Origin of the sequence: Bacillus sp. FSL L8-0193 (assembly GCF_037976065.1) — a bacterium.
Lineage (GTDB): Bacteria > Bacillota > Bacilli > Bacillales > Bacillaceae > Bacillus > Bacillus paralicheniformis.
Map to the genome: position 1 here is coordinate 1,602,854 of NZ_CP150261.1, position 22,888 is coordinate 1,625,741.

Annotated in this window: 24 protein-coding genes; 18 read left to right on the plus strand and 6 right to left on the minus strand. The window is 46.4% G+C overall.

Annotation, left to right across the window (positions count from 1 at the left end):
* Nucleotides 1–17 precede the first annotated feature (17 nt).
* The 4 genes from glp to moaD are packed head-to-tail and all read left to right on the plus strand — an operon-like array spanning nt 18 to nt 2,507.
* Complete coding sequence (glp, locus tag MHH76_RS08090; protein ID WP_020451213.1) at nt 18–1,310, plus strand: gephyrin-like molybdotransferase Glp; 1,293 nt, start codon at nt 18–20, stop codon at nt 1,308–1,310.
* On the plus strand, nt 1,277–1,804 hold the full coding sequence (gene mobB, locus MHH76_RS08095) for a molybdopterin-guanine dinucleotide biosynthesis protein B (RefSeq protein WP_020451214.1): 528 nt from the start codon (nt 1,277–1,279) through the stop codon (nt 1,802–1,804). Before glp ends, mobB begins: the two co-directional genes overlap by 34 nt.
* Nucleotides 1,783–2,277, plus strand: coding sequence for a molybdenum cofactor biosynthesis protein MoaE (locus tag MHH76_RS08100; protein ID WP_020451215.1), 495 nt, complete (start codon nt 1,783–1,785; stop codon nt 2,275–2,277). The genes mobB and MHH76_RS08100 overlap by 22 nt, the downstream gene beginning before the upstream one ends.
* A complete protein-coding gene (moaD, locus tag MHH76_RS08105; RefSeq protein ID WP_020451216.1) occupies nt 2,274–2,507 on the plus strand; it encodes a molybdopterin converting factor subunit 1 in 234 nt (77 codons plus the stop codon). The genes MHH76_RS08100 and moaD overlap by 4 nt, the downstream gene beginning before the upstream one ends.
* 30 nt (nt 2,508–2,537) lie before the next feature.
* Here the strand turns inward: moaD and MHH76_RS08110 are convergent, their stop codons facing one another.
* Nucleotides 2,538–2,915, minus strand: coding sequence for a hypothetical protein (locus MHH76_RS08110; protein WP_020451217.1), 378 nt, complete (start codon nt 2,913–2,915; stop codon nt 2,538–2,540).
* 266 nt (nt 2,916–3,181) lie between these two features.
* Between MHH76_RS08110 and MHH76_RS08115 the strand changes: the two genes are divergently transcribed.
* The 10 genes from MHH76_RS08115 to lepB all read left to right on the plus strand — a co-directional run bounded on the left by MHH76_RS08115 (nt 3,182) and on the right by lepB (nt 15,307).
* A complete protein-coding gene (locus MHH76_RS08115; protein ID WP_020451218.1) occupies nt 3,182–4,939 on the plus strand; it encodes an ABC transporter ATP-binding protein in 1,758 nt (585 codons plus the stop codon).
* A gap of 12 nt (nt 4,940–4,951) precedes the next feature.
* Nucleotides 4,952–6,772: an ABC transporter ATP-binding protein gene (locus MHH76_RS08120; protein WP_020451219.1), complete on the plus strand. Its 1,821-nt coding sequence runs from the start codon at nt 4,952–4,954 to the stop codon at nt 6,770–6,772.
* Between the two features lie 125 nt (nt 6,773–6,897).
* Nucleotides 6,898–7,593, plus strand: coding sequence for a Yip1 family protein (locus MHH76_RS08125; RefSeq protein WP_043054305.1), 696 nt, complete (start codon nt 6,898–6,900; stop codon nt 7,591–7,593).
* The gene (locus MHH76_RS08130; RefSeq protein ID WP_020451221.1) at nt 7,594–8,730 is read left to right on the plus strand and encodes an efflux RND transporter periplasmic adaptor subunit; all 1,137 of its coding nucleotides are present in this window, start codon (nt 7,594–7,596) and stop codon (nt 8,728–8,730) included.
* Nucleotides 8,727–9,419, plus strand: a complete 693-nt coding sequence (locus tag MHH76_RS08135; protein ID WP_020451222.1) for an ABC transporter ATP-binding protein — start codon at nt 8,727–8,729, stop codon at nt 9,417–9,419. The genes MHH76_RS08130 and MHH76_RS08135 overlap by 4 nt, the downstream gene beginning before the upstream one ends.
* The gene (locus tag MHH76_RS08140; protein ID WP_020451223.1) at nt 9,416–10,609 is read left to right on the plus strand and encodes an ABC transporter permease; all 1,194 of its coding nucleotides are present in this window, start codon (nt 9,416–9,418) and stop codon (nt 10,607–10,609) included. The genes MHH76_RS08135 and MHH76_RS08140 overlap by 4 nt, the downstream gene beginning before the upstream one ends.
* 398 nt (nt 10,610–11,007) lie before the next feature.
* Nucleotides 11,008–11,763 carry a DeoR/GlpR family DNA-binding transcription regulator gene (locus tag MHH76_RS08145; protein WP_020451225.1) on the plus strand — a complete coding sequence of 252 codons (756 nt, stop codon included), beginning with the start codon at nt 11,008–11,010 and terminating at the stop codon, nt 11,761–11,763.
* Nucleotides 11,760–12,671, plus strand: coding sequence for a 1-phosphofructokinase (gene pfkB / locus MHH76_RS08150; protein ID WP_020451226.1), 912 nt, complete (start codon nt 11,760–11,762; stop codon nt 12,669–12,671). The genes MHH76_RS08145 and pfkB overlap by 4 nt, the downstream gene beginning before the upstream one ends.
* 13 nt (nt 12,672–12,684) lie before the next feature.
* A complete protein-coding gene (locus MHH76_RS08155) occupies nt 12,685–14,583 on the plus strand; it encodes a PTS fructose transporter subunit IIABC (protein WP_020451227.1) in 1,899 nt (632 codons plus the stop codon).
* 163 nt (nt 14,584–14,746) lie between these two features.
* On the plus strand, nt 14,747–15,307 hold the full coding sequence (gene lepB, locus MHH76_RS08160; protein ID WP_020451228.1) for a signal peptidase I: 561 nt from the start codon (nt 14,747–14,749) through the stop codon (nt 15,305–15,307).
* A 45-nt stretch (nt 15,308–15,352) separates the two neighbouring features.
* Here the strand turns inward: lepB and MHH76_RS08165 are convergent, their stop codons facing one another.
* Together MHH76_RS08165 and MHH76_RS08170 are read right to left on the minus strand one after the other, a co-directional pair.
* A complete protein-coding gene (locus MHH76_RS08165; RefSeq protein WP_020451229.1) occupies nt 15,353–15,622 on the minus strand; it encodes a hypothetical protein in 270 nt (89 codons plus the stop codon).
* A 12-nt stretch (nt 15,623–15,634) separates the two neighbouring features.
* A complete protein-coding gene (locus tag MHH76_RS08170; protein WP_020451230.1) occupies nt 15,635–15,877 on the minus strand; it encodes a hypothetical protein in 243 nt (80 codons plus the stop codon).
* A 172-nt stretch (nt 15,878–16,049) separates the two neighbouring features.
* Here MHH76_RS08170 and MHH76_RS08175 point away from each other — a divergent pair, with 172 nt between their 5' ends.
* Nucleotides 16,050–17,669, plus strand: a complete 1,620-nt coding sequence (locus tag MHH76_RS08175; protein ID WP_020451231.1) for an ATP-binding cassette domain-containing protein — start codon at nt 16,050–16,052, stop codon at nt 17,667–17,669.
* Between the two features lie 56 nt (nt 17,670–17,725).
* Entirely contained in the window at nt 17,726–18,100 is a 375-nt protein-coding gene (locus MHH76_RS08180; RefSeq protein WP_020451232.1) for a nuclear transport factor 2 family protein, read from the plus strand.
* Between the two features lie 124 nt (nt 18,101–18,224).
* Here the strand turns inward: MHH76_RS08180 and MHH76_RS08185 are convergent, their stop codons facing one another.
* The 3 genes from MHH76_RS08185 to mreBH all read right to left on the minus strand — a co-directional run bounded on the left by MHH76_RS08185 (nt 18,225) and on the right by mreBH (nt 20,759).
* Nucleotides 18,225–19,457 carry an aminopeptidase gene (locus MHH76_RS08185; RefSeq protein ID WP_020451233.1) on the minus strand — a complete coding sequence of 411 codons (1,233 nt, stop codon included), beginning with the start codon at nt 19,455–19,457 and terminating at the stop codon, nt 18,225–18,227.
* 89 nt (nt 19,458–19,546) lie between these two features.
* Nucleotides 19,547–19,678 (minus strand): protein YkpC, encoded by a 132-nt coding sequence (locus MHH76_RS08190; RefSeq protein WP_003181378.1) that lies wholly within the window; start codon nt 19,676–19,678, stop codon nt 19,547–19,549.
* 73 nt (nt 19,679–19,751) lie between these two features.
* Nucleotides 19,752–20,759, minus strand: a complete 1,008-nt coding sequence (mreBH, locus tag MHH76_RS08195; protein WP_020451234.1) for a rod-share determining protein MreBH — start codon at nt 20,757–20,759, stop codon at nt 19,752–19,754.
* Between the two features lie 305 nt (nt 20,760–21,064).
* On the opposite strand from mreBH, the gene MHH76_RS08200 reads away from it, so the two are divergent.
* Together MHH76_RS08200 and MHH76_RS08205 are read left to right on the plus strand one after the other, a co-directional pair.
* Nucleotides 21,065–21,352, plus strand: coding sequence for an AbrB/MazE/SpoVT family DNA-binding domain-containing protein (locus tag MHH76_RS08200; protein WP_020451235.1), 288 nt, complete (start codon nt 21,065–21,067; stop codon nt 21,350–21,352).
* Between the two features lie 167 nt (nt 21,353–21,519).
* Complete coding sequence (locus tag MHH76_RS08205; RefSeq protein ID WP_020451236.1) at nt 21,520–22,857, plus strand: ATP-binding protein; 1,338 nt, start codon at nt 21,520–21,522, stop codon at nt 22,855–22,857.
* Nucleotides 22,858–22,888 lie beyond the last annotated feature (31 nt).

The window sequence follows — 22,888 nt, forward strand, 5'->3', positions numbered from 1 at the left end:
AACAGGAGGTTTTTTTAATGATTGAAAAAAGAACGCCCATTCCAGTTTTTGAAGCCGCTGCGCGTGTCTCTCGGCACTGGAAGCAGGGAGATACAGAGTGGATCCACCTTGAGGAGAGTCTCCATAGATTTTTAGCCGAAGATGTAAAGGCTGATCACGACGTGCCCGCTTTTGACCGTTCGCCGTACGACGGCTTTGCTGTCCGAGCTTGCGATACCGCCGGTGCTTCACGGGAAAATCCGCTGCAATTCGAGGTGGTTGATCACATTGGAGCCGGAGCCGTGTCAGGTAAAACGCTCGGTCCTTTTCAAGCTGTCAGAATTATGACCGGAGCGCAGATTCCGGAGGGCGCTGATGCGGTAGTCATGCTTGAGCTGACGAAAACCTACTCAGAAGACGGTAAAAACTATATGGTGTTAAAACGCTCATTGGAGCCGGGAGAAAATATTTCAAAAACCGGAGAAGATGCGAGAAAAGGATCAGTGCTTGTGAAGAAAGGAACCCGGATCACACCGGGTGTCGTCGCTTTGCTTGCAACATTCGGATATGCAGCGGTACCTGCAGTCAAAAAGCCTGTGGTAGGCATCATTGCCACCGGAACGGAGCTCCTGAATGTCAGCGATCCCCTCGTTCCCGGAAAAATCCGCAACAGCAATGCAGGCATGGTGGCCGCCCAGGTTGAAGAAGCAGGCGGAACCCCCCTTTATTTAGGGAAGATTTCTGATCGATTTGACGAAAGCTTTGCAGCGGTGGAAAAAGCTTTGGACAAGGTGGATTTTCTGATTACGACCGGAGGGGTGTCCGTAGGGGACTTTGATTTTCTGCCGGCAATTTACGAAAAGCTCGGGGCCGAGGTCCTGTTTAATAAAGTGGCCATGCGTCCGGGAAGTGTAACGACTGTTGCTCAATTAAACGGCAAATTGCTGTTTGGGCTCTCCGGGAACCCGTCAGCCTGCTTCGTTGGATTTGAGCTGTTTGTCAAGCCGTCCCTCCACACCTGGCTGCATCATCAAAAGCCGTATTCTTTATGTGCAGAAGCGGTTTTAAGCAAGGATTTTCCAAAGCCTAATCCGTTTACAAGATTTGTCCGCTCGTTTGTATCCATTAAAGACGGGGCGCTTCATGCGGAGCCTGTCGGCCTGGATAAATCAAGCGCCGTCACGTCGCTGGCAGATGCCAATGCGCTGATGGTTTTGCCGGGCGGAACGAGAGGCTATGAGGCCGGGGCAAGAGTGCATGTTCTGTTATACCGGGATGAGAACGGAAGTGAAGAGCTGTGGCCGCACATTTTCCAATCCTCCAGATCGTAGGGTACCAAAACAGCGGCAAAACGACGTTCGTTGAAAAACTAGCGGAAAAGCTCGGTCAGCTCGGAGTCAAGATTGGCTGCCTGAAACACCACGGACATGGAGGAGAACCGGATGTTTTCGCCGAGGGAAAGGATTCCGACCGCTTTTTTCGGGCTGGAGCGGCTGCGTCCGGCGTCGAAGGAGCAGGCGTTTTTCAGCTGAGGGCGCGCGGCGAGTGGACGCTTGATCAACTGATTGCCGCTTATGGAGTTTTAGCGGTTCAGTGTCTTCTCATCGAAGGATTTAAACATGCGCCATATCAAAAAGTTGTCATGGTCAGAAACGAAGCGGACTGTCAGCTCTTGGAGGAATTGGACGGCATCATCGCCGTCATTTATCAAAAGAGCGAGCCGAAAACGGATGTTCCATCCTTTCATATTGAAGACCCGAGCGCCGTGGCTTTTATTCTGAATCATCTAAAGGAGGAAGGCGTTTGTCTGAACGATTTGTTATAACAAAAGAGCCGATTGTCATCGAAGATATCGTCAAAAAAGTTGAAAAAAGGGAAGCCGGTGCCATCACGACGTTTATTGGAACAGTGAGAGAATGGACAAATGGAAAAAAGACACTCTATCTCGAATATGAAGCATATGTTCCAATGGCGGTCAGCATGCTTGCTCAGATCGGGAAAGAAATCAATGAAAAATGGCCTGGTACAGCTGCAGCGATTACCCATCGCATCGGCAGGCTGGACATCTCCGACGCGGCCGTGGTGATCGCGGTGTCGTCACCTCACCGGAAAGCGGCATATGAAGCGAACGAATATGCGATCGAAAGGATAAAGCAAATTGTGCCGATTTGGAAAAAAGAACATTGGGAGGACGGCGAGACTTGGATCGGCGACCAGCTTGAGACAACTGAATACCCGGAAGGGAAACCAGATTTGGAAGCAGCGGCTTCCGACAGAAAAAGAGGTGCTGACCTTTGATTAAAATTTTACTGTTTGCCCAGCTTGCCGAACAAGCGGGTGCGCAGAGCGTTGATATAAATGAAGAAAAAACGACAACAGACGACATCAGACAGTTTTTAAAAGAAACTTACAATCTTCAGGGGACGGACCGAGCGATGATCGCTGTCAACGAAGTGTACAGAAGAGGAAACAGTGAGGTTAAGTCTGGAGATACGGTTGCTCTTATTCCCCCGGTCAGCGGAGGTTGAGAACGTCGGTCGGTTCAGGCATAGAGCCTGTTACCGACCGACGTTTTTTTTCGAACCGTTTTCCAGATAAATAAAACAGCCGCGCCGTTCTTTCGAAATGTTTGGTTCTAATTTTTGAATCAAGTCATAAAGCTCACTAATACGGTGAACGTTAAAATTGGTTCTTTCTTTCAGTTTCATTTTCAGTTCTTTTGTCGTTACAATTTTTCCTTTTTGCTGTTTAATAATGTCTACGCAATGTGCTGCATAATACTCTTTAGTGGAACGTCTATGTCGCTGGATTTGTCTGTCAAGTTCTCCTAACCTTGCGTAAATCCCTTCGCGTTCTTTCCGGAAGTCCTTCCAGATTTTTTGTTCCAATTCACCTAAGAGGAGAAGCTGTTTTTTTAAAGCCTCTCTTTTCGCCATTGCAATCAACTCCGTCATTCATAATTTGATAACATTTTCTATTATTTTACATCATCTTCCTTCATTCATCAAAAAATTTCCTTTGCCAACAAGAAACTATTTTTTATTGACTGTCACATTTTAAAAAAGATTTATTTCAAGCGGAAGAAGGAGGAAAACTCCATAATAAGTCTGAATTTTGTAAAATCGGTGGAATTTTATTTCGCAAACCGATATATTAGATGATGTGTCCTTGTTTTACATGAATTGGAAAGGTGCTGGTGCAAATGGAGTCCCTTAAAAAACTAAAAGATTTTTATTGGCCTTATAAAAGAATGTTCTTGTGGTCGCTTGTGTCGATGCTTCTGATGACGGCGATCACTGTTGTTTACCCGATTATTCTGCAAATGACAATTGATGAAGTGATTCTCGGCGGAAGGTACGGTTTGGTCATATGGATCAGCCTCGGGTTCATTGCTGTCATGGCGGCGAAGGGCGCAGCTACTTTTTTTCATCAGTATCTTGGAGATATGTTCGGAATCCGCTCGGTCTACCGGTTAAGAAAAGAGCTGTATTCGAAGTTGCAGCGTCTGCCGTTCAAGTATTATGACAGCGCTAAAACGGGAGATTTAATGTCGAGGCTTACGGCTGACGTCGAAGGCATCAGATTCTTTTTATCTTTCGGTTTTGCTGAGGCGATTCGCTTTATCCTGCTTGTCACCTTCAGTCTGTCTGTCATGTTTTCTTATTCTGTGCCGCTGACTCTGGTAACGATTGCTTCTCTGCCGTTTTTAGGAGCGGTTGTCTACAGGTTTGATAAAAAAGTGCATCCGGCTTTTCGGAACATAAGAAAATCTTTCGCCCGTTTAAATACGAAAGTTCAGGAAAATATCAGCGGCATGAATACCGTTAAATCTTTATCAAAAGAAGATTTTGAGATTCAAAACTTTACTCATTCAAATGACCATTTTCGAAATAAAAACTTAAACGCTTCGTTTATCATGTCTAAATTCTTTCCGCTGATGGAGTTTATCGGCAATATTTGCCTCGTTGCCCTGTTGTCGTTCGGCGGCTGGCTCGTGATGCAAAACAGCTTAAAACCGGGGGAGCTTGTCGCTTTTTTCAGTCTTGTCAATTACTTAATGTGGCCGATCATGAACCTCGGTTATGTCATCAACCTGTTTTCACAAGCGAAAGCATCAGGAGAGCGGCTGCTGGAAATTCTTGATGCCAAAGAGGAAATCACCGACAGCGGACATGCGGTGAAAAACGGCAGACTGAACGGCGATGTCGTATTCAGCGATGTTTCCCTTCAATATACAAAAGAAAACGCTGAAGCACTGCATGGAGTGTCTTTTCAAGCCGAGCGCGGCAAAACGATCGGGTTAATCGGTGCGACGGGGTCAGGAAAGAGCAGTATCATTCAACTGCTGAGCCGCTTTTATGAGCCGACATCCGGCCGGATCATGATCGACGGCAAGCCGCTTGAACACTACTCATTAAAAATGCTGCGCTCCAATATCGGCGTCGTCCCGCAGGAATCGTTTTTATTTTCATCAACGATCAGATCAAACATATCTTATGGAAATCCTGATGCATCAATGGAAGAGATCATCGAAAGCGCGAAAAGAGCTCAGGCGCACGATTTTATCATGGAGCTTCCGAACCAATACGATACGATGCTCGGCGAGAGGGGGCTCGGACTGTCCGGTGGCCAAAAACAGCGAATCGCGATTGCGAGGGCGATTTGTCTGAACCCGGGCATTCTCATCCTCGATGATTCGACGAGTGCCGTTGACATGGAAACGGAGCACCGTATTCAGCTTGCATTGCGGGAAGTGATGCGGGATCGGACGACGTTCATCATCGCTCACAGAATCTCATCCTTAAAGCATGCCGACGAAATTCTTGTGCTCGATAAAGGTGTTGTTAAGGAAAGGGGAACACACGAACAATTATTGGAAGAAAACGGTTTATACAAACGGATTTTTGATTTGCAGTATAAAGATCAAAATGTGTTGAATGAGCCGCATTTTGCAGGATAGGAGGCTCTTGCTATGGAAAATCAGGCGAAAAAACAAACATTGATGAACCGGTTTTTTTATACTTCAGACCAAATCATTGAAAAGCCTTTTAACTGGGCGCAGATGTGGAGGCTGCTCAAATATTTAAAGCCTTACCGAAAAAATCTGCTGCCGCTCTCCTTTTTAACGGTCATGATCTCGGCGGCGATCCGGCTGACGGTGCCGATTTTGATCGGCGTCTATGCGCTCGACAAAGCAATCGCAGGCCGGGATATGAATCTTCTTGCGATTCTGATCTCCGTCATCAGTGGATTATATCTTGTCAATTATGTTAGCAATGTGTTGAGAATCCGCTGGATGAACAAGCTTGGCCAGCATGTCATTTATGATCTCAGACAGCATTTATTTACGCATGTTCAGCGGCTGTCGCATCGCTTTTTCGATGAGCGTTCGGCAGGTTCCATCCTTGTCCGGATCATGAATGACATCAATTCTCTGCAGGAATTATTTACGAGCGGAGTCATCAATTTATTGATGGATATCCTGCTCCTCTTCGGTATTATCGTCATTCTGTTTTCGCTCAGTCCTGAGCTGACCATCGCCATCATGGTGACGCTGCCTGTTATGTTCTTCATTTCAACCAATCTCAGAAGGAAAATCCGACGATCCTGGCAAAAGGTGCGCTTAAAGCAGTCCAAACTGAATTCCCATTTGAATGAAAGCATTCAAGGCATCCGGGTCACTCAGGCATTTACGCAGGAAAAAGAGAATATGATGTATTTTGAAGGCGTCAACAGCGAAAACTTTGAAGCCTGGCGGGAAGCGACGAAAAAAAATGCGACATTCCGCCCGCTTGTAGAAATGACAAACGCCGTCGGGACGGCTATTTTAATCTGGTACGGCACGAGCTTAATCATCAATGAAACGATTACGATCGGTGTATTTGTCTCATTCGCCTTCTATCTCGGAATGTTCTGGGAGCCGATTTCAAGGCTCGGCCAAGTCTACAACCAGCTGTTGATGGGGATGGCTTCGTCAGAGAGGATATTTGAATTTCTGGATGAAAAACCGAGTGTCGCAGACAAGGAAGATGCGGTCAAAATTAAAGAATTAAAAGGCCGGATCGAATTTGAACAGGTGGTATTTTCTTATGACGGGAATCGCAAGGCGCTGCACAGCATTTCATTTGAGGTGCCGGCGGGAACATCGCTCGCGCTTGTCGGACATACAGGATCAGGGAAGACGACGATCGCGAATCTGATCAGCAGGTTTTACGATGCAACAGGCGGGACTGTCAAAGTGGACGGAATACCGATTACCGATATCTCGCTTTCCGATCTTCGTTCGCAAATCAGCATCGTGCTGCAGGATACGTTTATTTTTTCCGGAACGATTATGGAAAATATTCGTTTTGGCCGTCCGAATGCCGCCGATGAAGAAGTGATCGAAGCAGCAAAAGCTGTCGGGGCCGATTCGTTTATTTCAGCGCTTCCGAATGGATACGCCACAGAAGTGGAAGAACGCGGCAATGTATTATCGGCAGGTGAGCGGCAGCTCATTTCATTCGCGAGGGCGCTCCTGGCAGACCCTCGCATTCTGATCCTTGATGAAGCAACCGCAAGTATTGACACAGAAACGGAAGTCAAGATTCAGGCTGCATTGAAAACCCTGCTCCATGGCAGAACGGCTATTATGATCGCTCACAGGCTTTCAACGATAAGGGATGCGGATAAAATCCTGGTTCTTGACCACGGCCGGAAAATAGAGGAAGGAAATCACCAGGAATTAATCGAAAAACGTGGAATGTATTATGAGCTGGTGAAAGCGCAGTATCAAATGTTTCAGCGAAACTAAACTGAAACTGTCCGCGGCCGCATATTCTGAAATGCGGCCGGGGCGTTTTTTTGAGAAAACAGAGGTGAAACATTTTAGATGATTCTGCGTATAAACTGGTAATTCATTTTTTAAGGGGGATACATATGGAAACGCATTTAGAAACTGAAAAAGTAAAAAATCCGTCATTGTTCGGATTGATTACCCATCCCGGAGAACAGTTTGAGAGAATGAGAGAAAAGCCGGCTGTCTGGTTTCCGCTTGTTATTGTTTTATTATTGTCGGTTACCGGCGCGTATATGCTCAGCGAAAAAACGGTGTTATCTACCGATTTGTCGGAAATGCCGGGAGATGATGAAACATTTGAAGCCACTATGAAGAGAATCGGGATCATCGGCGGGATCATCGGCGGGATCATCGGCTTTGTGATTGCCTTGCTGATCAGCGCTTTAATCTATTGGCTGATTGTCAAAATCGGAAGAGGAACAACCAATTTTGTTCACATGTTTTCGCTGTCTGTTTTTACATATTTTATTGCGGCTATCGGGCAATTCATAGGCGTGCTTGTGATCTATTATTCAAATATTGATCCCACGATCGCCATCACGTCTTTAAGCAGCATCATCCCGGCAGACGAGCCGCTCAAATCGGTATTAGGTGTATTTGATATTTTCACCATCTGGTCGCTCGCACTGGTTGCACTGGGTCTCCAAAAGGTTGGGGGCATCTCCAAAAAAGCGGCTTGGACCGGTGTGATCATTTTATTTGTGATCTCCATTTTGCTCGCTTTAACAGGCGGAATCGCGAGGAATTTCTTCGATACATTTGAAGGAGCAATGTAAATGAAAAAAATATGGATCGGCATTATCATTGTTGGGGCTGCTGCGCTTTTTATCGGACTCAACCTCTACCGCTCGGTGCAAACGGGCGGAGGGGCTGAAACAGCGGTCCAAACCGTCAAATTGGAAGAGAAAGAGATTTCTTCTGAAGTCATGGTTCCGGGCGCCCTAAAGTTTGCCAACGAACAATACGAATATTTTGAACCCGAAAAAGGGAAAATTGCCGACATCAAAGTAAAAGAAGGCGACAAGGTGAAAAAAGGAGATGTGCTTTTCACCTATACGAACGAAGAAATTCGCCTGGAAAAAGAACAGAATGCTTTATCCATTCAATCGAAGGAACTCCAGCTTGAACAGGTAAAGCGAAAAATCAGCAGTCTAAAAAGCAAGGAAGACGAGCTGAAGGCTGAGCTGGGAGCGGAAAAAGCCAAAAGGCAAATGGATGACGAACGGTCCCAGCTTGAAATGGAAGAAAAATCGCTTCAGCTTGAGCTGAAACAAGCCGACCTGCAAAAGGAAACGCTCGCGAAAAAATCTGCAGCGCTGCAAGTAAAAAGCGGCATTGACGGGACAGTGATCACCGCTGATAAACAAGCCGCCTTAAAGCAATCGGATATTCAAAAGCCGGTTATACATATAGGTAACGAGGACAAGCTTGTCGTTAAAGGTGTGCTGTCAGAGTATGACACATTGAAAGTGAAAAAGGGACAGAACGTGACCATCACATCGGATGTCATCCAAAATAAAGAGTGGCGGGGCAGAATCTCTCAAGTCGGATTGGTTCCCGAAGAAGAGGCGTCTGCAGGTGCTGCGGGAGGAAAGGAACAAGCTGTTCAATATCCGTTTGAAGTCAAAATAAAAGGGGAGCGTCCTAAAGCAAAGCCCGGCTTCAATATGATTCTCAAAATCCAGACGGACAAAAGAACCATTCAGGCTCTTCCTGAAGATGCCGTCAAGCAGGATGATGATCAATCATACGTGTATGCCGTCAGAGACGGAAAGGCGAAAAGGATCAATGTCAAAACCGGCGAGAAAGCAGATGGCGTCGTTGAAATTACCGGCGGTCTGACGAACAAGGACCGGGTTATCGCAAACCCGGCCGAGGACATGAAAAGCGGAACGGAAGTGAAGCTTCAATGATTGAGCTTTCCCGCGTGAAAAAAAGCTACCAAATCGGAGGGGAAACCATTGATGTTCTCAGGGAGATCAATATGAAAATTGAGCCGGGTGAATATCTGTCCATCATGGGGCCTTCCGGTTCTGGAAAATCGACAATCATGAACATTATCGGCTGTCTTGACCGCCCGACATCGGGTATTTACAGGCTGGACGGCGAGGATATTTCATCATATGGTGAAAGGGAGCTTGCCGGCGTCAGAAACCGTTTAATCGGTTTTGTTTTTCAGCAGTTTCAGCTTCTGCCGAGACTGAATGCCATAAAGAATGTGGAGCTTCCGATGATCTACTCCGGCATTCCAAGAAAAGAGCGGCGGGAGCGGGCCGAACGGGCGCTTGAAAAAGTCGGGCTCAAGGACAGAATGCGCCATTTGCCGAACGAGCTTTCCGGCGGCCAAAAACAGCGTGTAGCCATCGCAAGAGCGATCGTCAATGAACCGAAGCTGATATTGGCCGATGAACCGACCGGAGCGCTCGATACGAAAACAAGCCGGGACATCATGGAGCAATTCACCGAATTGAATGAGGAAGGAACGACGGTGGTGCTCGTCACCCACGAACCGGAGATTGCAGATTATACAAGCCGGATCATCATGGTGAGGGACGGTGTGATCGTCTCGCCGGAAACAGAGCGGAGGGGGACGGTGCAATGAATCTCATCGAAAACTTGAGAATGGCGTTAAGTTCCATCCTTTCCCATAAACTGCGCTCGATTTTAACAATGCTCGGAATCATTATCGGTGTAGGCTCTGTTATTGTCGTTGTTGCAGCGGGGCAAGGAGGAGAGCAAATGCTCAAGCAGACGATCAGCGGGCCCGGCAACACGGTCGAAATCTATTATCAGCCCAGCAATGAAGAATTGACGTCCAATCCCAACGCCTATTTAGACGCCGGCTTCACCGAAGAAGACATCAGAAGTTTAAAGTCACTCGAAGGCGTGAAGCATGTCGTTGCGAAAACTACCGAGTCTATGAATGTCCGTTTCCGGGATGAAAAAACGGATGCCGCTGTAAACGGCATTAATGACGGATATATCAGCATCAACTCGATGGAAGTCGAAAAGGGAAGAGAGTTTTCAGAAGAGGATTACAATGCCGGAAGCAGGGTCGCCGTCGTTTCGCCGAAACTTGCGGAGGAACTTTTTTCTCAGCAGTCGCCTCTCGGCCGCGTCGTATGGATCAATGGCCAGCCCGTTGAAATCATCGGCGTATTAAAAGAAGAAACCGGGCTGCTTGCGTTGGGGATGAATGAGATGTATGTTCCGTTTTCAATGTTAAAATCGTCCTTCGGCATCAGCGACTATGACTCTGTCTCCGTTCAAGCTGAATCTGCCGACCATCTGCAAGCCGTCGGAAAGCAGGCTGCCGCGGCCGTCAACAACAATCACGGCACCACGGACTCGTACGAAGTGATGAACATGGAGGCCATAGCGGCCGGGATCAGCCAGATTACAACAATTATGACGATGTTCATCGGCTCAATTGCAGGCATATCTTTACTCGTTGGCGGGATCGGCGTCATGAATATTATGCTGGTGTCGGTCACGGAACGGACGAGGGAAATCGGGATTCGAAAATCGCTTGGTGCAACAAGAGGCCAGATTTTGATGCAATTTTTAATAGAATCGTCTTTGATCACGCTGATTGGCGGGGTGTTTGGCATCGGCCTCGGATACGGCGGAGCCGCCCTAGTTTCGTTTTTTGCCGGTTGGCCGCCGCTCGTTTCCTGGCAGGTGGTCCTCGGAGGCGTCCTGTTCAGCATGGCGATCGGGGTTATCTTTGGCCTCATCCCGGCCAATAAAGCGGCCCGCCTTCATCCGATTGATGCATTGAGGTATGAGTAAAGCGGCATATAGCCGTCAGCCGATAAGCGTACGGGCGGCTTGGATCGGTGTTTTCGTCATATTTATTATGATGCTGATGTTGTCTTATTTATTAGGCTTATGGCAAGTATTTTTAGAACGTTCATTAGGCTGATGCATTATTGTAAAACCTCATGCGGCGAGCATGAGGTTTTTCTGAATGGTGTTTGAAGGAATAGATAATAATAATGTCACATATTTTTGCGGATTTTTATAGTTTATACAGTTTACAAACGGTACATATCACGATAATATGTTAAAATGTGAAAGATTTTGATGGTTATTGAATGAATTTGAAAGATTTTTGTTGAGTTATGTCGAAAAAGCGTTTACAATGTAATTGTAAGCTAAATGAAGGCGTTTCCAAAAGAGGTGATAATGTGTTGACTCCCGAACGGCATCAGTTGATTATTGACGAGATTGAAAAGCATGATGTCGTGAAAATCCAGTACTTAATGAATTTAACGAACGCATCTGAGTCAACGATCAGAAGAGATTTGTCGACGCTGGAAGCCCGCGGATATTTAAAGCGTGTTCATGGAGGGGCATCGAGGCTTTCCGATATTCGTACAGAGCCTGACATGCTAGAGAAATCATCCAAAAACCTTCATGAAAAGAGAAAAATCGCTCAAGAAGCGGCCTCACTTCTTGAAGAAGGCGATTGTATCTACCTTGATGCCGGAACGACCACATTGCAAATGATCGATTTTATCGATCCGGAGATGGATATTATCGTGGTCACAAATGGAGTCATGCACATTGAGGCATTAGGTAAAAAAGGCATTACTTTTTATTTATTAGGCGGGTATGTGAAGTATAAAACCGGAGCAATCGTGGGCGGTTCGGCTTTATCAGCCATCAGCCAATACCGGTTTGACAAAAGCTTCATCGGCGTCAATGGCATTCATAAAGAAGCGGGATTTACGACTCCGGATCCTGAAGAAGCGCTTTTGAAAACAAAAGCTGTCAACCAGGCGAAAAAAGCATTTATTTTAGCTGACGTTTCCAAGTTTGGGGAAATTTCATTTTCTGCCTTTGCCGGTTTAGACGAAGCAACTATCATTACAGCAGGATCTGCAAAACATTCATTTGATAACTATCAAGAAAAAACTGTCGTAAAGGTAGTGAAAACATGATATACACTGTAACTCTCAACCCATCGGTCGACTATATTGTTCACGTTGAAGAATTTTCCGTAGGCGGGCTGAATCGTTCAGTCTATGACACGAAATATCCCGGAGGCAAAGGAATCAATGTCTCACGCGTACTGAACAGACACCATGTACCTTCTAAAGTTCTCGGTTTTATCGGCGGTTTTACCGGGGGGTACATCAAATCATTTCTCGAAGAAGAGAAGCTTGAAACGGCTTTTCATGAGGTGAATGGAGACACGCGCATCAATGTCAAATTGAAGACCGGGGATGAGACGGAAATCAACGGGCAGGGGCCCGTCATCAGCCAAGAAGATTTCGCGGCCTTTTTAGACCAGTTTTCAGCGATGAAAGAAGGGGACATTGTCGTATTGGCTGGCAGCATTCCTTCTTCATTGCCGCAGGACACCTATGAAAAGATTGCAGAAAAGTGTGAAGAGCAAAATGTCCGGGTTGTCGTTGATATTTCGGGTGAGGCACTCCTAAAAGCAGCAGAAATGAAGCCGCTTTTAATGAAACCGAACCATCACGAGCTCGGTGAAATGTTTGGAACAACCATCACTTCAGCGGAAGAAGCGGTGCCTTATGGTAAGAAACTCGTTGAACGCGGGGCCGAAAACGCGATCGTTTCCATGGCTGGGGAAGGCGCACTTTTATTTACAAAAGACGGCGTCTACCATGCCAACGTACCTAAAGGAAAGCTCGTGAACTCAGTCGGCGCCGGAGATTCAGTGGTTGCAGGCTTTCTCGCAGGCATTGAAAAACAGCTCGACATCAAAGAAGCTTTTCGCTTAGGTGTCGCGTCAGGAAGCGCAACCGCCTTTTCAGAGGAGCTGGGAACGGAAGAGCTCGTTCACAAGCTGCTTCCGGAAGTTCAAGTCAAAGCGATTTAAAGGAGGAAAGGTTATGAAAATAACAGAGCTACTAACGAAGCATACGATCAAGTTAAACCTTGAGAGCAGCCAGAAAGAAAACGTTATCGAAGAACTCGTCAGCGTTTTGGATCAGGCGGGCAAGTTGAATGATAAAGAAGGCTACAAAGAAGCCGTGATCAACCGTGAGAAACAAAGTTCCACCGGTATCGGCGAAGGCATCGCCATCCCTCATGCGAAAACGGCAAGCGTTAAAGAGCCTGCGATCGCGTTCGGCCGTTCAAAAGACGGCGTCGATTATGAATCCCTTGACGGTCAGCCAAGCCATCTCGTTTTCATGATCGCTGCTACAGACGGCGCGAATAACACTCACTTGGAAGCATTGTCAAGACTATCGACTTTGCTTATGAGGGAAGAGATTCGCAAACAGCTGCTTGAAGCTTCATCCGAAGACGAAATCATCGACATCATCAATCAGCATGATAAAGATGATGAAGAAGAAGAGCAGGCCGAAGAAGCATCTGCACCATCAGCAAAAGGAAAAATCCTTGCGGTTACAGCATGTCCGACAGGGATCGCCCACACGTTCATGGCTGCCGATGCTTTGAAAGAAAAGGCGAAAGAGCTCGGCGTTGATATCAAAGTTGAAACGAACGGTTCAAGCGGTATTAAAAATGGTCTGACAGCGCAGGAAATCGAAGATGCGGTTGCGATCATCGTCGCCGCCGATAAACAGGTTGAAATGGATCGCTTTCAAGGCAAACATGTCATTGAAGTACCTGTAACAGCAGGAATCAGACGTCCGAAAGAGCTGATTGAGCAGGCGCTGAAACAAGACGCGCCTATCTATCAGGGTAAAGGCGGCGGTGCATCTGCATCTGCTTCTGAAGACGGAGCTGCCAAAGGAAAAGGCGGCGGTTTCTACAAACACTTGATGAGCGGTGTCAGCAACATGCTGCCATTCGTCGTCGGGGGCGGGATCTTAGTTGCGGTTTCATTCTTCTGGGGAATTAACGCGACCAAACCGGGAGATCCCACTTATAATGAGTTTGCAGCTGTATTAAATACTATAGGCGGAACTCAAGCACTTGGATTAATTGTCGCTGTATTGGCAGGATTTATCGCGATGAGCATCGCGGATCGTCCGGGGTTTGCGCCTGGTATGGTCGGAGGTTTCATGGCGACGCAAGCCGGCGCCGGTTTCTTAGGCGGACTGATTGCCGGTTTCTTGGCTGGTTATATTGTTGTCCTATTGAAAAAAGTGTTCGCTGGTCTGCCGCAAGTGCTTGACGGATTAAAACCTGTCCTTCTTTATCCGTTGTTTGGAATATTCTTGACCGGAATCATCATGCATTATGTTGTCAATACGCCTGTCAAGTATATTATGGATGGCATGACACATTGGCTTGAAGGTCTTGGAACAGGAAACCTTGTTGTAATGGGTATTGTTTTAGGCGGTATGATGGCGATTGATATGGGCGGTCCGATCAACAAAGCGGCCTTCACATTTGGTATCGCGATGATTGAAGCTGGAAACTTTGGACCTCACGCAGCGATCATGGCGGGCGGTATGGTGCCTCCGCTTGGAATTGCCCTTGCAACGACTTTCTTTAAAAATAAATTTTCAAAACGGGATCGCGAAGCCGGAATTACCAACTACGTGATGGGCTTGTCATTTATTACTGAAGGTGCGATTCCTTTTGCGGCAGCCGATCCGGCGCGCGTCATTCCTGCTTCTATCATCGGATCAGCAGTTGCCGGAGGTTTATCTCAATTTTTCCATGTCACACTGCAAGCGCCGCATGGCGGAATATTCGTTCTCTTCTTTACGACGAACCATGCGCTGCTGTATCTCCTCAGTATCTTGATTGGTGCGGTTGTGACGGCTCTCATTCTCGGCATCTTGAAAAAGCCGGTTCCAACTGAAAAATAAGTGCTGAAAGTGCCACAGTAATCCCTGTGTGGCACTTTCTTTTTTACCGTTTTTGCCGGAAGTGAACGCGGGAATTATGTATTCGGCAGGAACTTGTGATAAAGTATAGGAAAGCTTTATTTTGCATGTATGCTGTGACAGACTGTTTTTAGGAGGAAGCGTTTTGACTGAAGAAAAATCCACCCAAAATAAAAACTCTCTCTTTGAATGGGTAAAAGCCATTATTATCGCAGTCGTTCTGGCGTTATTGATCAGGGCATTTTTATTCGAACCGTATTTAGTCGAAGGTACATCAATGGATCCGACGCTGCACGACGGAGAGCGGCTGTTCGTCTATAAAACGGTTAAATACGTAGGCGAATTTAAGCGGGGAGATATCGTCATTATCGACGGCGATGAAAAAAATGTCCATTATGTGAAGCGCTTGATCGGCCTGCCGGGAGATACCGTGCAAATGAAAGACGACACGCTGTACATAAACGGGAAAAAGGTGTCTGAGCCGTATCTTTCGGAAAACAGAAAAGAGGCGGAAGCAGTCGGCGTCAAACTGACGGGCGATTTCGGCCCTGTGAAGGTTCCGGAAGGCAAGTATTTCGTGATGGGAGACAATCGCCAGAGATCGATGGACAGCCGGAACGGACTCGGACTGATCGATAAAAAACGAGTGGCCGGGACTTCACAATTTGTGTTTTTCCCGTTCAACGAAATCCGAAAAACAGACTGAAAAATGCCTGATGTCCATTTGGACAATCAGGCATTTTTGCTTGATTTATGCGGATAATGATGCCAGTACTGCGATAAACAGTACGGTAACGAACACAGAGGCCATAATCAGAAGAACGCTGTATAAGATTCTGATTTCCGCGGCTTCTTTTCCCCTTTTTGACAGCATTCGTTTCGCCGCGATATGAACGAACACGTAAATCATGGCAATCCCGATGTAAAGGCCCACATCCCGTGCTGTAAAGCCGGTTACGGCAAGATAAACCCCTGCGAAAAAAATAAACATGCAGTATTCCGTCAAAGTGATAAGCTTCATGTCTTCCTCCGTCTAACGATCCGAGTTTTCTTCAAATATCACCTTTTTATAATATATCTTTTGCAGCCATCCCACAAGGAGGCCGAAGCCGATCAGCAGACAGGAAAATATCAAAAAGTCCGAGGTCCACATATCAAACCCTTTGAAAAGCCCGATAGACATCGTAGAAATCACCATGGCCACTGACACGAAAAGCGCTTGGCGCGGCCTTGAATTGATCCACCTGATGATATCAGGATCATCTTTTAATTTCATTATTCCTTCCCCCATTCTTCAATAATTGTAACATATTGTCACAAAGAAAGTGTGAACAAGTGTTTTTTTGATATATTTTTCTTTAAAACTTTATCGTAAAAAAGCAAAGCATTTCTCTTGCGGAATTTTCGTGTTATACTCTTTTTAATGAAGTATAGATGGAGGATTTTAAATGATAGCTGTTCAAAATGTCAGCTTGCGGTTTGCGGACCGGAAGCTGTTTGAAGATGTAAATATTAAGTTTACGCCGGGTAACTGCTACGGATTGATCGGAGCAAACGGCGCCGGAAAGTCCACTTTTTTGAAAATATTATCAGGTGAAATCGAGCCTCAGACGGGCGAGGTTCATATGAGCCCGGGCGAACGCCTTGCCGTCCTGAAGCAGAACCACTTTGAGTATGAAGAGCATGAAGTGCTGAAAGTCGTGATCATGGGGCATAAACGCCTTTATGAAGTCATGCAGGAAAAAGACGCGATTTACATGAAACCCGATTTTTCAGATGAAGACGGAATCCGCGCCGCAGAGCTTGAGGGCGAATTCGCCGAGCTGAACGGCTGGGAAGCCGAAGGGGAAGCTGCGATTTTGTTAAAAGGCCTCGGCATTGCTGAAGAACTGCATACGAAGAAAATGGCGGATTTGGGCGGTTCCGAAAAGGTGAAGGTCCTCCTTGCACAGGCCCTGTTCGGAAAGCCTGACGTCCTTCTTCTCGATGAGCCGACCAACCACTTGGATATTCAGGCGATCCAGTGGCTTGAAGAGTTTTTAATCAATTTTGAGAATACGGTTATCGTCGTATCGCATGACCGCCACTTTTTGAATAAAGTATGTACGCATATCGCCGACCTGGATTTTAACAAAATTCAAATTTATGTCGGAAACTATGATTTCTGGTATGAATCAAGCCAGCTTGCGCTTAAAATGAATCAGGAAGCCAATAAGAAAAAAGAAGAGCAGATCAAACAGCTCCAGGAGTTCGTTGCCAGATTCAGCGCCAACGCCTCAAAATCGAAGCAGGCGACATCAAGAAAAAAACTGCTTGAAAAAATTACGCTTGACGATATTAAGCCGTCATCGCGCAAGTATCCGTACGTACATTTCACACCTGAACGCGAAATTGGAAACGATGTGCTTGTTGTCACAGACCTGTCGAAAACGATTGACGGTGTCAAGGTGCTTGACTCGGTCAGCTTTATGATGAATAAAGAAGATAAAATCGCCTTTACAGGCCGGAATGAGCTTGCCGCTACTGTGCTCTTTAAAATCCTTGCCGGGGAAATGGAGCCTGACAGCGGATCGTTTAAATGGGGCGTCACAACATCCCAGGCGTTTTTCCCGAAAGACAACAGCGAGTATTTTGAAAACAGCGATTTAAACCTTGTCGACTGGCTCCGCCAATTTTCGCCGCATGACCAAAGCGAAAGCTTCCTGCGCGGATTTTTGGGCCGGATGCTGTTCTCCGGGGAAGAAGTGCTGAAAAAAGCAAGCGTTTTGTCAGGGGGAGAGAAAGTCCGCTGCATGCTGTCCAAAATGATGCTGTCCGGCGCCAATGTGCTGATGCTTGATGAGCCGACCAACCATTTGGATCTCGAATCCATTACAGCGCTGAATAACGGTTTAATCAGCTTTAAAGGCGCTATGCTGTTTACATCTCATGACCATCAGTTTGTCCAAACAATTGCCAACCGGATCATCGAAATCACGCCAAACGGAATCGTCGATAAACAGATGAGCTATGATGAATTTTTGGAAGACAAAGCGGTTCAGGACAAGCTTGCTGAACTTTACGCGTAATGATAGAAAACCCGCCTTAAAAAGCGGGTTTTTTTATAAAAAGGGAGATGGTTGCCGTGTCATGCCGCAAGGCTCTTGAGCAATATATTCAAGCAACAAACACACATGAGTTTGAGAATGTCAAAAAGCTCCTTCATCCCGACGCTGTGTACTGGTTCTCGGATGAAACGTGCTCGGGCGTTAAGGAAATTCAGCGTTATTTTGAAAACGCCTGGAAGCAAATCGAAAACGAAGTATACAGCGCCAGTCATATCAGTTGGATCACGGAAACGGACGAACAGGCCGTCTGTCTTTATACATACGAATGGAAAGGGTTTTTTAGGGGTGAACCGGTTCAAGGGGCAGGCCGTGCGACAAACGTATTTGTAAAGGACGAGTCAGGAAGCTGGAAGCTGAAGCATGAACATTTAAGCAGTTTGCCCAAATCATGAGGAGGCAGGGCATTGGACGGCTTTATAGCTCCATCTATGTACGGAAGTTAGAAAGGCTGGCAGCATGCGGAAATGATATAAAAGGACCTCAGAAAACTTCTGAGGTCCTTTTGTGCGGAAGGCTTTAGATCGCCCAGTTGCCGTTTCTGAAAATCGGCTCTCTTTTTCCGTCTGCTGTGATTCCGTCTATATTCATTTCTCCTGAACCGATCATGAAGTCAACATGTGTAATGCTTTCGTTTAATCCTTCTTTCGCCAGCTCTTCGCGCGACATCTGCTTTCCGCCTTCGATGTTGAATGCGTACGCACTGCCGATTGCGAGGTGGTTTGAGGCGTTTTCGTCAAACAGCGTGTTGTAAAACAGAATATTGGACTTGGAAATCGGCGAATCGTGGGCAACGAGCGCAATTTCGCCTAAGTAGTGTGAACCCTCATCCGTTTCGATCAGCTCTTTTAAAATCTCTTCACCTTGTTCAGCTTTGACATCGGTGATCCGTCCGTTTTCAAATGTCAGCTGAAAGCCGTCGATCAGATTGCCGCCGTAGCTTAACGGCTTTGTGCTTGAAACAGTGCCGTTCACTCCGTCTTTTTTCGGAGCGGTGAATACTTCTTCTGTCGGCATATTGGCCATGAACTCGATGCCGTTTTCGTTAGTGCTTCCGGCGCCGACCCACAGGTGCTTCTCAGGAAGCTCGATCGTCAAATCTGTTCCTTTTGCTTGGTAATGAAGGGCTTGGTAATGCTTGTCGTTTAAGACGCTTACTTTATCGCGCAAAGTTTGATCGTGGTCTTTCCACGCCTGGACAGGATCTTCACGGTCGACGCGGGTCGTTTTGAAGATCTCATTCCACAGCTTTTGCATCGCTGTCTTTTCATCTGCGTCAGGGAATACTTTTTTGGCCCAGGCCGGTGAAGGTGCTGCGACGACAGTCCAGCTGACTTTATCCGATTGAATCATTTGCCTGTATGTATGCATCGCCTTTCCGGCGGCTTTTTGCTGGGCCGCGATTTTTTTGGAATCGATGCCTTTCAAAAGATCAGGGCTTGAAGAGACAATGGAAATAAAAGCGGCGCCTTCCTTAGCGAGCGTCTCCAGACCTTTCGCTTCCCACTCAGGGAATTCTTCAAAGGCTTCCGCTGGGGCCAGCTCATATTTCAGCCTTGTCACCTCATCATCCTGCCAGCGGACCGTTACGTTTTTTGCCCCTCTTTGATAGGCGCTTTTGACGAGGAGCCGTGCAAAATCGCGTACTTCTGTTGACGCGTTGATAACGACTTTCTGTCCTTTTTGAACGTTTACACCGACTTCGGCTACAAGCTTCGCATATTTGCTCAGTTTATCAGTAAACGAATTCATTGGCAAAACCTCCTTTATTGTCCATAACATCATATCAAATATTTGATTGAAAAGAAAAAAAGACGCAGCCCGGTAAGGCTGCATCTTTTTTAACGGTTGATTTTGGCCGTTTGGCCGGGGGGCGAGCTTGGCATGTTTGCAAGGGAGATGCTCATCCCCCCGAGAATAATACCGCTTAAAATAACGGTGATGGCCAGGCGTCTTCCCATATCTCTAAGCATGTTCTTCCTCCTTATCGTTTCTCCATTCCTCACGATATGAAAGAAGCAGGGAAAAAAGACGCGAAAACAAAAATTATTTAGCCGCTTTTTGCAATTTATCGATCACTTCAAGAGAGCGGCCCGTTCCGATGGCGACAGACTCGAGCGGATTTGCAGCAACATGCACGGGCACAACGATTTCCTGTGATAGCCATTCTTTGATGCCGTTCAATAGCGCGCCTCCTCCGGTTAAAATCACGCCCCGGTCGACAATGTCTCCGCTCAGCTCGGGAGGACAGTCTTCAAGCGTCGCTCTGATGGCTTCGATAATATGAAGGAGCGATTCGCGCATCGCCTTCTGAATCTCTATTGATTCCAGGGTAATCGTTTTCGGCAGGCCTGTGACAAGGTCGCGCCCTCTGACTTCCATCGTTTTCGTCTCATGGTCAATCAATGCGTAGCCGATCTCAATCTTGACTTCTTCGGCCGTCCGTTCACCGATCAGCAGGTTGTATTTTTTTCTGACGAATGACACGATGTCTTCATCAAGCTGGTCGCCGCCGATCCGGATCGAGTGGCATGAGACTACGCCTCCGAATGAAATGATCGCCACTTCTGTCGTGCCGCCGCCGATATCGACGACAACGTTTGCGACAGGTTCATCGACAGGCAGGTCTGCGCCGATGGCGGCAGCGACAGGCTCCTCAATCAAATGGACTTGCTTGGCTCCGCAGTTTTTGACAGCATCGCTGATCGCACGCCGTTCAACCGCGGTTGAACCGGATGGCGTGCAGACGACGACGCTCGGCTTTCTGAAAGTAAAGCCGATGTTCTTTCCGGCTTTTTTCATAATCTGCTTCAAGAGGTCTGTCGTCATGTCATAATCGGCGATGACTCCGTCTTTCATCGGTCTGACCGCGACGATTTTTCCCGGTGTCTTTCCGATCATGTTTTTGGCTTCTGTTCCGACCGCCAATACGCTCTTTGTTTCCGTATCCACGGCGACAACGGAAGGCTCATTTAAAATGATTCCTTTGTTTTTGCTGTAAACCAATATGTTAGCTGTGCCTAGATCAATTCCGATCTCGGTTGTTTGAAACATGTTTTCACCCAATCTCTATTTAAAATTTTTCCGAAAAACGAAATTTTCTTCGTGCTGAAAAAATGAATTTCATTTAAATTTTCTCAAATGATCGGCGATTTTTGGGGGTTTGTGACGAGTTTGAAACCAATCTGTAAAATGCTGTCCTCATATTGACATGATGAGAAAAATATTCATTTTTATGACCGAATTTTTGTCAAAGAAACGTTCAATAAGGGAAACCTTTTTCAGTCTTCGTTCGTCTATCGTTATGCTAAGACAATATCTTAGAAAAATAGAAACAAAAGAGGAAGTAGGCGAAAGTTTTGAAAGCAATTGGAGTTGTGAGAAAAGTAGACGAACTCGGCCGGATCGTGATGCCGATTGAATTGAGAAGAGCTTTGGATATTTCGATCAAGGACAGCATCGAATTCTTTGTCGACCAAGATAAAATTGTCCTGAAAAAATATAAACCGCACGGTGTGTGCCTAATGACCGGTGAAATCACTTCTGAAAACCGCGAGTACGGAAACGGGAAAATTACGCTGAGTCCTGAGGGGGCCGAATTGCTTTTGGAAGAAATAAAAGCTGCCTTAAACGAAGTGAAAGCATAAGATTTGAAGCCCTTCATCAGAAGGGCTTTTTCTTGCGTCGGCAGAAGATAAAACCGCCGTCACTGAAAAATTCAGCCATAGAGACGATAAATACTTCGAACAATCCTCTCAAATGTGGTGTAAAGAATGTTACAATTGACTGAGAAATACAAGTGGCAGGTGGGGGTATGAAAAGATATCAAGGACGAATCATTGCAACCGTGCTGGCAATGACTTTTATCATGTTTTGGAATTTTTTATTCTATGGGGTGTTGGGAAATAAAATCAATTGGACGGTTGATCTGCTGTTTACACTGGTGACATTAATCAGCGTTTGGTGGCTCACGCTTTATATCGATGAGTCCAATCAGCTTGTCTATAAACTGAAGGAAAGCGAAAAGAAATATAAAGAGCTTTCTTCAGAAACCAACCGCATCATGGATAACCTTCAGGAAATCGTCTTTCAGACGGACCGGATAGGATACATTACATTTTTGAATCAGGCGTGGACAACGTTGACCGGATACAGTGTTGAAGAGAGTCTTGGAACGATGTACAACGATTACTTTGACCATGAAGAACGGATCTCGAATCACCTGATCGCCCAGCTGAAGAACAAGGAGCCTGAAGGCAGGATCGAGGTGCTCTACCATCGCAAAGACGGAAGCAAGTTCTGGGGCGAAGTTCACTATAAACTTTATTATAAAAACGGTCAATTTACGAGCAGCTTGGGGACGCTGACTGATGTGACGGAACGGAAAAAAGCGGAGATGGAATTGTTCAAGTCGAATCAGCGGCTGGCTATGCAGTCTCAGAAGCTGGCGATGGCCGGGCAGCTCGCCGCGGGAATCGCTCACGAAGTCAGGAACCCGCTGACATCGGTAAACGGATTTTTGCAGCTGATGAAAGCGGAATATCCCGACCGGAAAGATTACTTTGACATTATTTTCTCAGAGATTAAACGAATCGATTCCGTGCTCGGCGAACTGCTTGTACTGGCCAAACCGCACCAGGTTCAATTTAAAAAGATCAACATCAATTCGGTTCTTCAGCAGGTGGCAACGCTTCTTGAGACCAACGCCGTGCTTTCCCACATTAAGATCGAAAAAGCGTTTCAGCACGGGGAGGAGTGGGAAATAAACGGCGATGAAAATCAAATCAAACAGGTATTCATCAATTTAATAAAAAACGGGATAGAAGCGATGCCTGACGGTGGAAAAATCACGATCTCCTCGGAGGTTGAAGGTGACTATGTGAAAATCAGCATCAAAGACGAAGGGGGCGGCATTTCCCAAGCCGATTTGGCAAAGCTCGGGGAGCCTTTCTTCTCAACGAAAGAAGAAGGGACGGGTCTTGGGCTGACGATTTGCCTGAATATTATCGGCGCTCACAACGGAGAAATGAAAATCGACAGCGAATTGGGCGAGGGAAGCACATTCCACATCCTGCTTCCGATCGACAAAGGGGCGGCATCTGAAGAAAACGATATTCAGCAAGGATGCTGCAGCCGCGCAACGATAAAATAAAAGAGGAAAAATTCCACTTCATATGATAGAA

Coding starts and splice junctions, on each gene's coding strand:
- glp (WP_020451213.1), top strand. CDS start 18: ATGATTGAAAAAAGAACGCCCATTCCAGTTTTTGAAGCCGCTGCGCGT.
- MHH76_RS08110 (WP_020451217.1), bottom strand. CDS start 2,915: ATGGCGAAAAGAGAGGCTTTAAAAAAACAGCTTCTCCTCTTAGGTGAA.
- MHH76_RS08115 (WP_020451218.1), top strand. CDS start 3,182: ATGGAGTCCCTTAAAAAACTAAAAGATTTTTATTGGCCTTATAAAAGA.
- MHH76_RS08120 (WP_020451219.1), top strand. CDS start 4,952: ATGGAAAATCAGGCGAAAAAACAAACATTGATGAACCGGTTTTTTTAT.
- MHH76_RS08125 (WP_043054305.1), top strand. CDS start 6,898: ATGGAAACGCATTTAGAAACTGAAAAAGTAAAAAATCCGTCATTGTTC.
- MHH76_RS08130 (WP_020451221.1), top strand. CDS start 7,594: ATGAAAAAAATATGGATCGGCATTATCATTGTTGGGGCTGCTGCGCTT.
- MHH76_RS08135 (WP_020451222.1), top strand. CDS start 8,727: ATGATTGAGCTTTCCCGCGTGAAAAAAAGCTACCAAATCGGAGGGGAA.
- MHH76_RS08140 (WP_020451223.1), top strand. CDS start 9,416: ATGAATCTCATCGAAAACTTGAGAATGGCGTTAAGTTCCATCCTTTCC.
- pfkB (WP_020451226.1), top strand. CDS start 11,760: ATGATATACACTGTAACTCTCAACCCATCGGTCGACTATATTGTTCAC.
- MHH76_RS08155 (WP_020451227.1), top strand. CDS start 12,685: ATGAAAATAACAGAGCTACTAACGAAGCATACGATCAAGTTAAACCTT.
- MHH76_RS08165 (WP_020451229.1), bottom strand. CDS start 15,622: ATGAAGCTTATCACTTTGACGGAATACTGCATGTTTATTTTTTTCGCA.
- MHH76_RS08170 (WP_020451230.1), bottom strand. CDS start 15,877: ATGAAATTAAAAGATGATCCTGATATCATCAGGTGGATCAATTCAAGG.
- MHH76_RS08175 (WP_020451231.1), top strand. CDS start 16,050: ATGATAGCTGTTCAAAATGTCAGCTTGCGGTTTGCGGACCGGAAGCTG.
- MHH76_RS08185 (WP_020451233.1), bottom strand. CDS start 19,457: ATGAATTCGTTTACTGATAAACTGAGCAAATATGCGAAGCTTGTAGCC.
- MHH76_RS08190 (WP_003181378.1), bottom strand. CDS start 19,678: ATGCTTAGAGATATGGGAAGACGCCTGGCCATCACCGTTATTTTAAGC.
- mreBH (WP_020451234.1), bottom strand. CDS start 20,759: ATGTTTCAAACAACCGAGATCGGAATTGATCTAGGCACAGCTAACATA.
- MHH76_RS08205 (WP_020451236.1), top strand. CDS start 21,520: ATGAAAAGATATCAAGGACGAATCATTGCAACCGTGCTGGCAATGACT.